General features: G+C 69.4%; 11 protein-coding genes. All 11 read left to right on the top strand.

Annotated features, from left to right (window positions below; genetic code table 11):
• A partial coding sequence (gene purH, locus VMJ70_08760; GenBank protein ID HTO91206.1) for a bifunctional phosphoribosylaminoimidazolecarboxamide formyltransferase/IMP cyclohydrolase occupies positions 1-1502 on the top strand: 1502 nt, incomplete at its 5' end.
• Between the two features lie 26 nt (positions 1503-1528).
• Positions 1529-3109: a glutamine-hydrolyzing GMP synthase gene (guaA, locus tag VMJ70_08755; GenBank protein ID HTO91205.1), complete on the top strand. Its 1581-nt coding sequence runs from the start codon at positions 1529-1531 to the stop codon at positions 3107-3109.
• Positions 3110-3116: 7 nt separating this feature from the next.
• Positions 3117-5291: a transglycosylase SLT domain-containing protein gene (locus VMJ70_08750; GenBank protein ID HTO91204.1), complete on the top strand. Its 2175-nt coding sequence runs from the start codon at positions 3117-3119 to the stop codon at positions 5289-5291.
• An 88-nt stretch (positions 5292-5379) separates the two neighbouring features.
• Entirely contained in the window at positions 5380-6126 is a 747-nt protein-coding gene (locus VMJ70_08745; GenBank protein HTO91203.1) for a hypothetical protein, read from the top strand.
• A 48-nt stretch (positions 6127-6174) separates the two neighbouring features.
• The gene (locus VMJ70_08740; GenBank protein HTO91202.1) at positions 6175-6828 is read left to right on the top strand and encodes a hypothetical protein; all 654 of its coding nucleotides are present in this window, start codon (positions 6175-6177) and stop codon (positions 6826-6828) included.
• 25 nt (positions 6829-6853) lie between these two features.
• On the top strand, positions 6854-7801 hold the full coding sequence (locus VMJ70_08735; protein ID HTO91201.1) for a tetratricopeptide repeat protein: 948 nt from the start codon (positions 6854-6856) through the stop codon (positions 7799-7801).
• A 159-nt stretch (positions 7802-7960) separates the two neighbouring features.
• The gene (locus VMJ70_08730; GenBank protein HTO91200.1) at positions 7961-8161 is read left to right on the top strand and encodes a cold shock domain-containing protein; all 201 of its coding nucleotides are present in this window, start codon (positions 7961-7963) and stop codon (positions 8159-8161) included.
• 306 nt (positions 8162-8467) lie between these two features.
• Positions 8468-11431, top strand: coding sequence for a preprotein translocase subunit SecA (gene secA / locus VMJ70_08725; GenBank protein HTO91199.1), 2964 nt, complete (start codon positions 8468-8470; stop codon positions 11429-11431).
• The gene (locus VMJ70_08720; GenBank protein HTO91198.1) at positions 11428-11910 is read left to right on the top strand and encodes a DUF494 family protein; all 483 of its coding nucleotides are present in this window, start codon (positions 11428-11430) and stop codon (positions 11908-11910) included. Before secA ends, VMJ70_08720 begins: the two co-directional genes overlap by 4 nt.
• Positions 11911-12007: 97 nt before the next feature.
• The gene (gene topA, locus VMJ70_08715; GenBank protein HTO91197.1) at positions 12008-14389 is read left to right on the top strand and encodes a type I DNA topoisomerase; all 2382 of its coding nucleotides are present in this window, start codon (positions 12008-12010) and stop codon (positions 14387-14389) included.
• Entirely contained in the window at positions 14382-15266 is an 885-nt protein-coding gene (locus VMJ70_08710; GenBank protein ID HTO91196.1) for a tyrosine recombinase XerC, read from the top strand. Before topA ends, VMJ70_08710 begins: the two co-directional genes overlap by 8 nt.
• Positions 15267-15269: the final 3 nt, after the last annotated feature.

The raw sequence follows: 15269 nt of genomic DNA, 5'->3' as shown, positions 1-15269 counted from the left end.
AGAGCGGCGCCGCCGAACTGGCGCGCGAGCTGGCGGCGCACGGCACGCGGCTGTTGGCGAGCGGCGGCACCGCGACCCACCTGCGCGCGGCCGGTGTCGAGGTCACCCCGGTGGAAAGCGTCACCGGCGCGGCCGAGCTGCTCGGGGGCCGGGTGAAGACGCTGCATCCGCGGATCCACGCCGGAATCCTCGCGCGGCGAAACGATCCCACGCACGCGGCACAGCTCGAGAAGGAGGGGATCGAGCCGATCGATCTGGTATGCGTCTCGCTCTATCCGTTCGAGGAGCGGGCCGCGAAGCTCGACGAGCCGCAGGCGGTCGAGGAGATCGACATCGGCGGCGTGGCGCTGCTACGCGGCGCGGCCAAGAACTTCGCGCACGTCGTGGTGCTCCACGACCCCCAGCAATACGCGGAAGCGCTCGCCGCCTATCGCGCGGGCGGGCCGTCGCTCGAGCAACGGCGGCGCTGGGCGCTCGCGGTGTTCGCGCGCACCGCGAGCTACGACGCGGCGATCGCCGGGGAGCTCGAACGGCGCTCCGGGATAGCCGGCGCCAACGAGCCGCCCGCGATTCACGTGCTGGCGCTCGAGCGGGTGCGCCCGCTCCGCTACGGCGAGAATCCGCACCAGGCCGGCGCGCTCTACGCGCGTCTCGGCGAGAAGGCGAGACTCGACGCCTGGAAGGAGGGCAAGGAGCTCTCCTACAACAATCTGCTCGACCTCGAGGCGGCGGTGCGGATCGCGGCGAGCTTCGACTCGACGGCCTGCGTGATCGTCAAGCACAACGAACCGTGCGGCGCGGCGGTCGCGCCCACCGTGCTCGAGGCGTGGCGCGCGGCGCGCCGGTCGGACGAGTTGTCGGCGTTCGGCGGCGTGGTGGCGTTTAACCGGCCGCTCGACGCCGCGACCGCCGCCGAGATGGCGACAATGTTCCTCGAATGCGTTGCGGCTCCCGAGGTGGCAGCCGGCGTCGAAGCCGCGTTCCAGGCCCGGAAGGGACTGCGACTTGTGCGCCTCGCCTCATCTGATCTGGCAGCCGCGGACGAGTGGCAGACGCGGCTGGTCGGGCGCTGGGCGTTGTTGCAGAGGGAAGCGCCGGGTCCCGCGCCGGAGTGGCGGGTGGTGACGAAGCGCGCGCCAACCGACTTGGAGCTGCGCGGCCTCTCCTTCGCGTGGCCGATCGCTTCGGCGGCGCGATCGAACGCGATCGCGATCGCGCGTGGCGAAGCGCTGATCGGCCTCGGCTCGGGGCAGACCTCGCGGGTGGACGCCGTGGACCTGGCGCTGATGAAGGCGCGGCGCAGCGGACACGAGCTTGCGGGCACCGCGCTCGCCAGCGATGGCTTCTTCCCGTTCCCGGATGGCGTGACTCACGCTGCCGAGGCGGGCATCACCGCGATCGTTCAGCCCGGCGGTTCGGTCAAGGACGCCGAGGTGATCGCGGAGGCCGACGAAAAAGGGATGGCGATGATGTTCACCGATCGGCGGAGTTTCCGGCATTGACCATGACCCAGGATCCGCCGGCCGCCGTGAAACGCGCGCGGAGCCGAACCGCGCGAGGCACGCGAGCCACTCCCGCGCCGGTGCTGATCCTCGATTTCGGCTCGCAGTACACCCAGCTGATCGCACGGCGCGTGCGCGAGCTCGGCGTCTACTCCGAGATCGTGCCGGGAACCACGCCGCTCGAAGCGATCGCCGACCAGAAGCCGGCGGCGCTGATCCTCGGCGGCTCGCCCGCCAGCGGCTACCGGGCCGAGGCGCCGCTGCCCGATCCGCGCATCTACGAGCTCGGGAAGCCGCTGCTCGGGATCTGCTACGGGCTCCAGGCCACGGCGCAGGTGACCGGCGGCTCGCTCGCCAGGGCGAAGCACGCCGAGTACGGCACCGCCACCTTCATCCGCGACGAAGCGTCGCCGCTGTTCGACAAAGTGCCGAAGCGTTTCCGCGCCTGGATGAGCCACGGCGACGAGGTCCAGTCGCTGGGCCCCGGCTGGCGGCGCGTCGCGCACACTTCCAACTGCGCGTTCGCCGCGGCGCGGCACGAAACGCTGCCGTTTCATCTCATCCAATTCCATCCCGAGGTGGTGCACTCGCCGTATGGTCGCCAGGTGCTCTCCAATTTCCTGTTCAAGATCGCGAAGCTGAAACCCAACTGGAGCATGTCGGGTTTTCTCTCGCGCACCGTGAAGGAGATCCGCGAGCGGGTCGGCGCCCGCGGCCACATCCTGTGCGGGCTGTCGGGCGGCGTGGACTCGAGCGTGGTGGCGACGCTCTGCCACCGCGCGGTCGGCAAACGTCTCACCTGCGTGCTGGTGGATCACGGTCTGATGCGCGAGAACGAGGCGGAGGAAGTGCGGCGCGAGCTGGGGGAGAAGCGCGGGCTGAACCTCCGGGTGATCGACGGGCGCCAGCGCTTTCTCTCGAAGCTCGAAGGCGTCACCGATCCCGAGCAGAAGAGGAAGATCATCGGCGCCGAATTCATCGCGGTGTTCGAGGAGGAAGCGAGGAAGATCGGCCCGGTCGAGTTCCTGGCGCAGGGAACCCTCTACCCCGATGTGATCGAGAGCGCTTCGGCCGGACACGGCTCGCAGGTCATCAAGACGCATCACAACGTCGGAGGATTGCCCGAGCACATGAGGCTGTCCTTGATCGAACCGCTGCGCTGGTTGTTTAAGGACGAGGTGCGAGCGCTGGGGCGCGAACTGCGGCTCCCCGATCATCTGGTGGACCGTCATCCGTTCCCGGGGCCCGGGCTGGCGGTGCGGATCCTCGGCGCCGTGAACGAGCCCGACCTCGCGATCGTGCGGCGCGCCGACGCGATCTTCATCGAGGAGCTGCGCCGCGCCAACTGGTACCAGCGCACCTGGCAGGCCTTCGCGGTGCTTCTGCCGGTCTCGACGGTCGGCGTGAAGGGCGACGAGCGCTCTTACGAGAAGGTGATCGCGCTCCGCGCCGTGGACAGCGTGGACGGGATGACCGCCGACTGGACGCGGCTGCCGGCGAGTCTGTTGGCGCGCGCGGCGAGTCGGATCGCCAACGAGGTGCGCGGCGTCAACCGCGTGGTGTTCGATTGCACCAGCAAACCCCCGGCGACCATCGAGTGGGAGTGAGCGGGCGTTGCTGAGCGCGCGAGCCACGCCAGGGATTCGGCGCCGGCTCGCGGCGGCGTTGTGCGTGTCGCTGGTGTGGGGATGCGCGGCGAGCCGGCCGGGCGTGAAACCCGCTGCGCCGATCGCGGGAAAGGCGCCGGCGGACACGGTCAGGCCCGTCCCTCCGTTCGTACCGCGGACATTCGACTGGGATGGCACCGGGCCTCCCCGGCGCATCGGCGGCCGGATCGAATGGCGTCCTCAGCTCCCGGCGATTCCGCAGTGGGCGGAGTCTGGAGCCGGGGATGGCGAGACAGGTCGGCCGCTGGCGCTGGACAGTCTGGAGCTGTGGCGACTGCGCACCTCCCGGCCGCTCGTCCGCGAGCCCGCGTTGCTGCGCATGAGCGCGCTGCTCGCGCAGCGCGGCGACACTGCGGGCGCCGACTCGGCGCTCGCGGTTCCCGATCTCGCGCGCTCGATCTGGGCGTGGGACGCGCTGCAGGCGCGCGAGCGGCTGGCGCTCGCGCGCGGGGACACCATCGGGGCCGACTCGATGCTGACGACCGCCGACACGAAAGACTGGCTGGACACCGAGCGCGCGAACTGGACCGCCGAGGCGGCAAGGATCGCAGCGCTCCGCGCCGATACCACGCGTGCCCTCGATCAGGCCCGCGCTGCGATGCGCCGCTATCCCGCGTTGCCGGGAGCCTCGACGGCCCTGCGCCTTGCCGAGAGCATCCAGGCGGCGCGCCACGACTCGCTGAGTTACACGGACGCGCGTTCCGCAGCCGAAGTCGAAGCTCTGCGCGGCAGTTTCGGGGCGGCGACGCGGCGCCTCGCCGCGCGCCTGCCCTCCGCCGAGCGCGACCAGCGCGCGGGCCTGGCGCTGCGCACCGCCCAGGTCGGGCGCCGCGCCCGGCTGTTCGACACCGCGCGTGCCTCGGCGATCGCCGCCTATCGCACCGCGTCCGACACGGCCACGAGAGCGCTCGCCCTGCTGGAGCGCGCGCGCATCCAGCGCGACGCGCGCTTCTCGGATTCTTCGCTGGTGACGTTCGCGCGTGTCGCCGCGCTCGCTCCCGCGGGGGAGACGCGCGGCGTCGCCCTGTGGGAGCGGGCCCGCGAGCTGCAGGACGCCGGCAAGTTCGGGGACGCCGCGAAGGCGTTCGAGCGCGCACGCGCCGCGGGCAGCCGCCGGGACGAGTCGCGTTTTCTCTCGGGCCTGATGTGGTTCGCCGCCGGGAAGCCCGACGCCGCGCTCGGCGAATGGGCGCGCGACACGCTCGAGTCGGCCCGCTTCTGGCGTGGGGTGGCGCTTCGCCAGCGACACGACCCGCGAGGAGAGAAGTTGCTCCGAGCGCTCGCCGAACTTCCCGGCTACCAGTTCTATCGCGCCGCGGCGCGCGACACGCTGGGATTGCGGGGTCGGGGCGACTCGATCGAAGTCGCGGCGCCGACGATGAACGATTTCCGTGAGCGCTCGAGGGAGTTGGCGGAGGCCGGGATGCTCGACGAAGTCATGCGCCTGGACGCGCGCTGGCTCGCGCGCGACCCGCGTGTCTCCGCCGCGCGCGATTCGTCGCTGCCGAGCGACGCATTGATCGGCGCCGAGCTCGGCTGGAGCTTCAGCCGACCCTGGCTCACCGCCTCGCTCGCCCTTCAAGCGTCACGTGAAGCAGAGGTCCTGCCCGTGGATCGGCAATGGACCTATGTTCCCTGGGCCTACCCGCCGGCCTTCGACTCGCTGGTGGTCGCGACCGCCGACACCATGAAGCTCGAGCCGGCGTTGCTGTGGGCGACGATGCGGCAGGAGAGCCGGTTCGATCCCCAGGCCCGCTCGACCAGCAACGCGGTCGGCCTGATGCAGTTGCTGCTCCCAGCGGCGCAGGACGCGGCGCGCTGGAATCACGAGCCGAAGCCCATCGATGACACGCCGCTGCTCGATCCCGCCACCAACCTGCAGTGGGGCGCGCGCTATCTCGCGCGCCTGATCGCGCGGTTCGACGGGCACATTCCCGTGGCCCTCTCCGCCTACAACGCCGGCGCCTCGACCGTGCCGCCCTTCTGGCGCGACCTCATCGCGCACGGGGGAGAGGCGCTGTTCTGCGAGTTCGCCTCGAACGCCGATGCCCAGGACTACGCGCGGCGGATCCTCGCCTACCGGCAGGCGTACCGGGAGTTGGAACCCTACGTGGCGCGGTAGTTCAGCCCCCGAGAATCCAGCGGGAATCGCGTGACTCGCCCGCGACCGGGTGAGACCATGGTGCTCGACGAACCCGGAGGAGTACCCCATGGCCCGCTCGATCCGCACCGTCCGACTCGTCGTCGGTTCCGTCGTTCTGCTCACCGTGTTTCCGCAGCTCGCGCAAGCCCAGGCCTCGCCTTATCTCAACTGGAGCAGCTGCGCGCCGCCTTCCGGCGTTCCGCTCCAGACGTTCGCCTGCGACGGCGACACCGGCGCGCCCTTCGACCTCATCCTGACGCTGATTCCGCCCGAGACGGTCTCCAATGTCAGCAGTGCCACCGCGTTCATCGAATTCGAATCGGATCAGGCGACGCTTCCCGACTGGTGGCAGATCCAGCCGGGCGGATGCCGGGCCGATGATTTCTCGGTGGATCCGAGCCCCCCTTACCCATCGGGCTGCGTGGACGCCTGGCTCGGCCGCGCGACGATCACCGCCCAGTTCCAGACGCCCTGCGATACGCGATCCCAGGTGGTTCTCTTGCGCGCGATCGTGCCGCCGGGAGTGCCGCTCACCCTCTCGCAGGGGATTCGTTACGCGATCTTCCGCCTGCGCTTCTCGCGCGGGAACACCGGCGGCGCCGGAGCCTGCGGGGGTTGCTCGTTCTCCGCATGTTTTTGGAACGACGGAGCCGTGGTGGAGAGCGCGACCACCGGTGCCTACACCTTCGGGTCGGGCGGAACCGCGGCCAGCTGGCAGAGCGCGGTGGACTGCCGGGGCGGCGGCATCGACTTCTGCGGACCGACCTCGACCGGGCGCCCGACCTGGGGGGCGATCAAGTCGCTCTATCGTTAACGCTCGGCTCGGGGGGCACGCGGAACGTGGCGTGATACGCTCGCACCCGTGACGTCCGCCACGCCGCCCGGATCGGATCCACTCGCACCGCTGCGCTCGCGCTCGTTCCTCGCCGAAGTGCGGCGCAAGGCGATCCATCTCTCGTTTCTGCTGCTCCCGCTCGAGCTCTTGTATCCGATGCTGCCGTGGCCGCGCAGCCGCGGCGAGTTTCGCACCGTCTTCCTGCTGCTGGTGGTGGTGGCGATCGCCGCCGATCTGTTGCGACTGCACGAGCCGCGCATTCGCAATTTCATCCGCCAGTTCTTCGGCGAGATGATCCGCGAGCACGAGAAGCTGAGCCTCTTGGGCTCGACCTACCTGCTGCTGGCGGCGCTGCTGGCGATCGAGATCTTCTCGCAGCCGGTGGCGGCAGCTGCGATCGGCTTCACGGTGGTGGGAGACACCTTTGCGGCGATCGTCGGCACCGCCTACGGGCGGACGCGCGTGTTCCGAAAATCGCTCGAAGGGTTTCTCGGCGGGCTCGCGGCGTGTCTCGCCTGGGCGTCATTCCTGGCCCTCGCCGGGCACCTGCCGTGGGGGGTGGCGATCGCCGGGGCGCTGGTCGCAAGTGCGGTCGAACTCCTGCCGATACCTCTGGATGACAACCTGGGCATGACGCTGTTCTCCGGCTACGCGATGAAGCTCCTCATGCCCCATCCCTGATTCCTTCGCGGGCGGAGGGCCACCGATGAGCGGGAAGCGCGGCGAGGAACCGTCGGTGGCGTTCGCCGCTCAATTGGACGCCGCACGATCCCTCGCCCAGGCCGGGAATCCAGCCGCCGCCATCGAGGCCATCGAGGCCGCCCTGGAGAGTGCCTCCGCGCCCTCCGAGCGCGCGTCCGCGGCCAACGCGCTGGCCGACGTCGCCACCGCCTGCGAGCGCGCGCGCGACTACGCCACCGCCGAACGCGCCCTCGATCGCGCCACCCGGGCCCGGGGTGATTTCGCCGACCTCCAGTGCCGCCACGCGCGCGCGCTGCTTCGTCTCGATCGCCGGCGGGAGGCACGCCGGGCGCTCGAGCGCGCGCTCAAGCTCCAGCCCCGATTCGTCGAGGCGCGGCTCGATCGCGCGTTGCTCGACGCGCGCGAGGGGAACGTCGGCGAGGCTCTCGATGTGTTGCGGACGCTGGCGCGGGAGGGCGCGCTCGATGAGCCTCAAACCTTTCAGCTCGGCATCCAGAGTCTCGAGCGCGGCGACTGGGACGAGGCGGATTCGCTGCTCAGACGGTCGTTGCAAGTGGCCGAGCCGGGGCTTGCCGAGGCGATCACCGAGGTGCGCACGCGGCTGGCCAACGACGACGCCACCGGAGCCGCAGAGCAGCTCACGCGTCTACTCGAACGGCATCCGGCCTATCCCGACCTCCACGCCCTGCTCGGCGCCATCGAGCTGCAGCGCGGACATCCCGACGACGCGATGAGCGCGCTGGCGCGCGCGATCGAGCTGAACCCGGACTTCCACGACGCCCGCGCGCTGCTGGCGCGCTCGCTCGAGGCGCTCGGAGCGTTCTCGGCCGCGGCGGAGCAAGCGGCGCTGGTGCTCGAGCACGACCCCGAGCACGCGGTGGCCCGCGAAATCGACGCCCGCTGGTCGGGCCGGCGCGCGAAGCTGCGCGCCCGACGTCCCGGCGAGGGTTGAGCGACGTGCGCGGCCACGCCGCGGGATCCGACCGTCACTTTTTTCCAGGACGGAAACACTTTCGTCATTCCTTGCTTGACCCCGCCCCAGGGGCCGGCGCACTCTCGCTCGCGGCTCCGGACCGGTCCGAGCAGAACCTTGGTACCAGGGAGGACCACCATGGCGCGTGGCACCGTCACGTGGTTCAACGATCGCAAGGGTTACGGATTCATCTCGGCCGAAGGACAGCAGGACGTCTTCGTCCACCATGCTTCGATCGAGGGCAGCGGCTTCCGCACGCTGCACGCGGGCGAGCAAGTCGAATTCGACATCAAGAACAGTGAAAGGGGCGCGGAGGCGGCTCACGTCATTCGTATCTGAACGCTAACGCCAGTCCGGAGCGCGCGGCCCGATGCTTCGCATCGGGCCGCGACGCTTGTGGCGCCGACGGCATCTCAACGCTGGTGCTCGGAAGATTGCGGTTACATCGACGCCAGGGATTGGGCCGGAACGATCTGCCCCGTATTCTACCTTCCTGGCTGCAACAGATTTGCTGGCTTGGCTTTCCGGGGTCAAACTGCAATCTTCAGAGCATGACTCATCCAATGCCCCGCCGGCGGGCCTCCGTCCTCGGATTCCCGCCCCGCCGCCCCCTCGCTTGACATAGCCCCTATCCTGCAGAGGCCCATGTTCGAGAACTTTCTCAAGTCTGTCTTTGGCTCCAAGCACGACCGAGACGTCCGCCGGGTGGCCCCGCTGGTGGACGAGATCAACCGTTTCGCCGAGGAATACAAGTCCCTGACAGACGAGGGGCTGCGGGAGAAGACCGCCGAATTCAGGCAGCGGCTCGCCGGGGAGGCCACGCCGGAGGACCTGCTCCCCGAGGCCTTCGCCGCGGTCAAGGACGCGTGTCGGAGGCTGTGCGGGCGGACCTGGCCGGTGGTCGGCATCGACGTGACGTGGGAGATGATCCCCTACGACGTCCAGTTGATCGGCGGGATCATGCTCCACGAGGGCAAGATCGCCGAGATGGCGACCGGCGAGGGCAAAACCCTCGTCGCCACCATGCCGCTCTACCTCAACGCGCTGGCGGGCAAGGGGGCCCATCTGGTCACGGTCAACGACTATCTGGCCCGGCGCGACTCCGAGTGGATGGGGGAGATCTACAAGCTGCTGGGGCTCACGGTGGGCTGCATCCAGACCGGGATGGACTCGGCGATGCGCCGCCGGCAGTACGAGGCCGACGTCACCTACGGGACCAACAACGAGTTCGGCTTCGACTACCTGCGCGACAACATGGCCGATCGGCCTCAGTTCCGGGTTCAGCGCGGCTTCCACTACGCGATCGTCGACGAAGTGGACTCGGTGCTGATCGATGAGGCGCGCACGCCGCTCATCATCTCCGGCCCGGTCGAGCACAGCGACCAGGCGTTCGACGAGCTGAAGCCGCTGGTCGATCGCGTCGTCAAGGCGCAGACCCAGTGGGCGACCGGCGTGATCGCCGAGGCCGAGCGGTTGATGGGAAGCCCCGACGAGAAGGAGCAGGAATACGATCTGGGATTGAAGCTGCTCCAGGTGCAGCGCTCGGCGCCGCGGCACAAGCGTTTCGTCAAGCTGCTCTCCGAGCATCCCGGCGCCAAGAAGTTGATCACGCGGGTCGAGCTCGACTACTTGCGCGACAAGCGCATGCACGAGATCGACGACCAGTTGTTCTTCGCGATCGACGAGAAGGCGCGCAACGTGGACCTGCTCGAGAAGGGCCGCGAGATGATGTCGCCGCAGGACCCCGAGCGCTTCGTGGTGCCCGATCTCACCGCGCAGCTCTCCGAGCTCGAGGGCCGCGAGGATCTCGAGGGCGAAGCGAAGGTCAAGGAGCGGGACGCCATCTATCGCGCCTACGCCGTCAAGAACGAGCGCATCCACAACATCCAGGCGCTGCTGAAGGCCTACACGCTCTATGAGAAGGACGTCGAGTACGTGGTGCAGGACGGCAAGGTGATGATCGTCGACGAGTTCACCGGACGCCTGATGCCCGGACGGCGCTATTCCGATGGGCTCCACCAGGCGATCGAGGCCAAGGAGGGCGTGCGAGTCGAAGGCGAGACCCAGACGCTCGCCACCATCACGCTGCAGAACTTCTTCCGGATGTACGACAAGCTCGCGGGCATGACCGGCACCGCCGAGACCGAGGCCCGCGAGTTCTGGGAGATCTACAAGCTCGACGTGTCCGTGATCCCCACGCATCGGAAGGTGGTGCGCAAGGACATGGACGACGTCGTATTCCGCACCAAGCGCGAGAAGTACAACTCGGTGATCGACGAGATCGCCGAGTTGCACCAGAAGGGGCAGCCGACCCTGGTGGGCACCATTAGCGTCGAGGTGAGCGAGCTCCTGAGCCGCATGCTCAAGCGGCGCGGGATCCCCCACAACGTGCTCAACGCCAAGCACCATCAACGCGAGGCCGAGATCGTGGCCTCGGCCGGCCAGCGCGGAGCGGTGACGATCGCCACCAACATGGCCGGCCGCGGCACCGACATCAAGCTCGGGCAGGGCGTGCCCGATCTCGGCGGACTGCAGATCATCGGCACCGAACGGCACGAGTCGCGCCGCATCGACCGCCAGCTGCGTGGCCGCGCCGGCCGGCAGGGCGATCCCGGCGCCTCGCGGTTCTATCTCTCGCTCGAGGACGACCTGATGCGCCTGTTCGGCTCCGAGCGCCTCTCGGGGCTGATGCAGCGCATGGGCGTTCAGGAAGGCGAAGTCATCGAGCACCCGTGGGTGACCGGGGCGATCGGGAACGCGCAGAAGCGCGTCGAGGCGCACAACTTCGACATTCGCAAGCATCTGCTCGAGTACGACGACGTCATGAACCAGCAGCGCACCGTGGTCTACGATTTGCGCAACAAGGCGCTGTCGAGCGAGGACATGAGCGAGACCGTGCTCGAGGCGATCGGCGAGAGCGTCCGCGAGCGCGCGGAAAAGACCACCTCCGAAGCGCCGGCCCCCGAGTGGAACCTGCGCGGGCTGGCCGACGAGCTGTCCTATCTGCTGATGTCTCCGATCGCGCCGGCGGAGCTCGAGGCCACCGGCGCCGAAGAGCTGATCGGGAAGGCGCAGGCGCTGGGCGAGAAGGCCTATCGCGGGCGCGAGGCCGAGTTCACGGCGCCGCTGATGCGCGGGCTCGAACGGCACGTGTATCTCATGACGCTCGACGAACACTGGCGCGACCATCTCTACGAGCTCGATCACCTGAAGGGCGGCATCGGGCTACGCGCCTACGGCCAGCGCGACCCGCTGATCGAGTACAAGAAGGAAGCCTTCTCGATGTTCGAGACGCTGCTGCGCGAGACGCGCGAGGAGTTCGTGCAGCGCCTGTTCCGGGTTCAGCTGGCGCCGGAGGCCGAGAGCGTGATCCAGCGGGCGCCGCGCGCGCCGCGCCAGATCGTGGCGCAGCATGCCGAAGCTCAGGGCTTCCCGGCCGGCGCCTCGGCGGAAGCGCCCGAGCGACCCGCGCTCAGCGCCACCGCGGTGGCGGCGCCGGTGCAGGCCGGGCCGCGCGTCGGGCGCAACGATCCGTGCCCGTGCGGCAGCGGCAAGAAATACAAGAAGTGCCACATGCTGATCGACCAGGGCGTGGAGAGCGGTCGATGAGCGGCGCGCGGCGGGGTGACGGCGTGTTGCGCGCGGTCCGACTGCTGGCCGAACAGCTCGAGGCCTATCTGGAGGGCGACGAGCTCGCCTTCGAGGCGCTGGGCGAGCGCTTCGAGGAGGCCGGGCTCGACGGCGACGAGCTGCACGGGGCGCTCCAGCTGCTGCGCAGCTTCAATGCCGAGGCGGTGGCGCCCGATTTCGGGGGGCTGGCTCAGCCCGGGCGCGCCGCGCATCGCGTGCTGAGCAGCGAGGAGCGCGCGACGCTGAGCCCCGAGGCCTGGGGGTTCCTGCTCGACCTGCGCCGGCGTGGCACGCTCGACGCCGCCCAGTTCGAGCGGGTGCTCGATCATTTGAACGGCACCGGCATCCGGCCGGTGGATCTGGAGCTGGCCCGCGAGGTCGCGGTCCGGGTGGCGCTCCGCGTGGACGAGGAGAGCGGCCTGTTCATGCCGCAACTGGACGTTGACCGCACGCACTGATCCCAGTTCGAGGAGGAAGAAGCCGGCGCCGAAGAAGGGCGCCCGCGAACCCTTGCCCTCGGAACCGGTGACGCCGGCGGAGGAGTCGCCGAAGCCCTTGGCCAGGAAGTCCGCCGCAAAGAAGCCGGCGCGCGCGACTCGCGCGAAGAAGTCCGCCGAGGGCGCGGATGGCGAGGCGGAAGTCCGCGTCGGGCGCGCCAGGACTCTGGTGGTGGTGGAGTCGCCGGCAAAATCGCGCACGCTCAACAAGTTCCTCGGGCGCGACTACACCGTGCTGGCCTCCAACGGCCACGTCATGGACTTGCCGAAGAGCCAGCTCGGCGTTGACATCGACAACGACTTCGAGCCCGAGTACGTGCCGATCCGCGACAAGAATCAGGCACTCGCGCGCATTCAGTCGGCCGCGAAGCAGGTCGAGCGCGTCTATCTCGCGCCCGACCCCGACCGCGAGGGCGAGGCCATCGCCTGGCACCTGGCGGGCGCGATCGCCGCCGCCAGGCGCCCGGTCCAACGCCTGACCTTCAACGAGATCACGCAGCGCGCGGTGCAGGAGGCCATCAAGAATCCGCGCGACATCGACATGAATCTGGTGAACGCGCAGCAGGCACGGCGCGTGCTCGACCGGCTGGTGGGCTACAAGGTCAGCCCGTTCGTGTGGAGCACGGTCAAGTACGGCCTGTCCGCCGGCCGCGTTCAGAGCGTGGCCCTGCGGCTGATCTGCGAGCGCGAGGAAGAGATCGCGAAGTTCGTCCCCGAGGAGTACTGGACCATCGAGGTCGACTACCAGACCGAGGGCGCGAATCCCGAGCGCTTCACCGCGCGGCTGGTGAGGGTCGGTGAGGACGAACTGGAACAAGGGCAGCTCCGCGGCGCCGACTGCGCGGCTCGGGCCGGGCAGCTCGCCGAGGAGCTGAGGAGCGCGAGTTCGCAGATCGCCTCGATCGAGGTGAAGCCGCGGCTCGAGCATCCCAAGCCGCCGTTCATCACCAGCACGCTCCAGCAAACCGCCTCCAACCGGTACGGCTTCACCAGCCAGCGCACCATGCAGATCGCCCAGAAACTCTACGAGGGAATCGACCTCGGCCCGCAGGGCAGCGTGGGGCTCATCACCTACATGCGCACCGATTCGCCGCGTCTCGCCGGCGAAGCGATCGCCGAAATGCGCCAGTGGCTGGGCGAGCACCTCGGCGCCGACTACGTGCACGAGAGCCCACGACAGTTCAAGGGCAAGAAGTCGGCGCAGGACGCCCACGAGGCGATTCGGCCGACCTCGGCGGCGCGCACGCCCGATCTGCTCAAGCGCCACCTCACCGAGGAGCAGTACCGGATCTACGACCTGATCTGGAAGCGTGCGCTGGCCTCGCAGGCCGCGCCCGCGCAGTACGATGCGACCACCGTCGAGATCGAGGCCGGGCGCCTCGGGCTCCGCGCCACCGGACGCGTGCTCAAGTTCGCGGGCTTCCAGAAGCTCTACGGATTCGACGAAGAGGACGATGCCACCGAGTCGCGTCTGCCGGCGCTCGAGGTCGGCGCGCGGCTCCAGGTGTCGAGCGTGCCGGTCAGCGCCCCGAAGGAAGGGGAGGCGCCCGCGGCGCCGCTGCGCCCCGAGCAGCACTTCACCAAGCCACCCGCGCGCTACACCGACGCCTCGCTGGTCAAGGCGCTGGAAGAGGAGAACATCGGCCGCCCGAGCACCTACGCGACCATCGTCTCGACCATCACCAAGCGCGACTACGTCGAGCGCGAGGGGCGCTCGCTCAAGCCCACCGATCTCGGCATGGTGGTGACTCGGCTGCTGGTCGAGAACTTCCCCGATGTGTTCAACGTCGAGTTCACCGCCGGCATGGAGGAAGAGCTCGACGAGGTCGAAGAGGGGAAGCAGGAGTGGCATCAGGTGGTGCGCGACCTGTGGACACCGCTCAGCCGGGACCTCGAAAAGGCCAAGGGCTCGATCAAGCAGCTCAAGGCCAAGCTGCAGGAGAAGACCGACATTCCGTGCCCGAACTGCGGGCGCATGCTGGTCAAGAAGTTCGGGCGCAACGGGGCGTTCCTGGCCTGCCCGGGATATCCCGAGTGCAAGTACACGCAGCCGCTCGACGCCTCGGAGCTGCCGGTGCCGGTGCCCGGCACCTGCCCCAAGTGCGGCTCGGGACTGGTGGCGCGCAACGGTCCCTATGGTCGCTACATTCACTGTTCGCGGCGACCGGAATGCGACTACACCGCGCCCTACACGCTCGGCGTCACCTGTCCGGAGTGCGGCAAGGGCGAGATCGCCGAGAAGCGCAGCCGCAAGGGCAAGACTTTCTTTTCGTGCACGCGATATCCCGAGTGCAAGTTCGCTCTGTGGGATCGCCCGCGGCCGATTCCCTGCCCCAATTGCAAGGCGCCGTTCCTGGTCGAGAAGAACTCCAAGGCCGGAACGCGGCTCCAGTGCCTCAAGTGCAAGTCGAAGTTCGCGCCGGAAGCCGTCGGTGCGTGAAGCTCTCGAGCGCTTTCTCGACGAACTGGCGGCGCAACGCCGCGCCTCGCCGCACACGCTGACCGCCTACCGGCGCGACATCGAGCGGGTGCTCGACGGACTCGCCGGTGAAGGGAATCCGGTTTCGCCCGCGCAGTGGAACCGAGCCGCGCTCGAGCACGCCATGCGCGAGCTGTATCGCGCCCGGCTCGCCGCCTCGAGCACCGCGCGCGCCCTGGCCGCCTGGCGCAGCTTCTCGCGCTTCTGCGTGCGGCGCGGCGTGCTCGACCGAGATCCGGCGCGCGAACTGACCTTCCCGCGCCTGCCGCGGCGCCTGCCGCGCACCATTCCCTCGCTCGACCTGAACGCCGCGCTCGATCGGCTCGATCGCGACGACCCTCGATCGGTGCGCGATCGCGCCCTGCTCGAAGTGATGTACTCGTCCGGCCTCCGCCTCGCCGAGCTGGTGGGGCTGAACCATGGCGATCTCGACTCGAAGGCCGGCGTGCTGCGGGTGCGGGGCAAGGGGCGGCGGGAGCGCGTCGTTCCGATCGGCGAGCCGGCGCTGGCGGCGCTCGCGGAGCATCTCGCGAGCCGCGCGGTGCACGAACGCCGCGCCGAGCAGCCGATCTTCGTGAACGCGCGGGGCGGACGGCTGTCCGGACGCACCGTGCAGCGCGTCACCGCGCACCGGCTCGGCCGGATCGCGGCCGGCCTCGGCGTGAGCCCGCATGCGTTGCGCCATTCGTTCGCGAGCCACCTGCTCGATGGTGGCGCCGACCTGCGCGCGATCCAGGAATTGCTCGGCCACCGCTCGCTGGCCAGCACTCAGGTCTACACGCACGTTTCCGTGGCGCGGCTCAGGAAGGCCTACCGCCAGGCCCATCCAAGGGCCTGAGCC

Source organism: Candidatus Sulfotelmatobacter sp. (assembly GCA_035498555.1).
Taxonomy (GTDB): domain Bacteria; phylum Eisenbacteria; class RBG-16-71-46; order RBG-16-71-46; family RBG-16-71-46; genus DATKAB01.
Note: the sequence above shows the minus strand (reverse complement) of the source record. Positions and strands in the feature narration are given on the sequence as shown.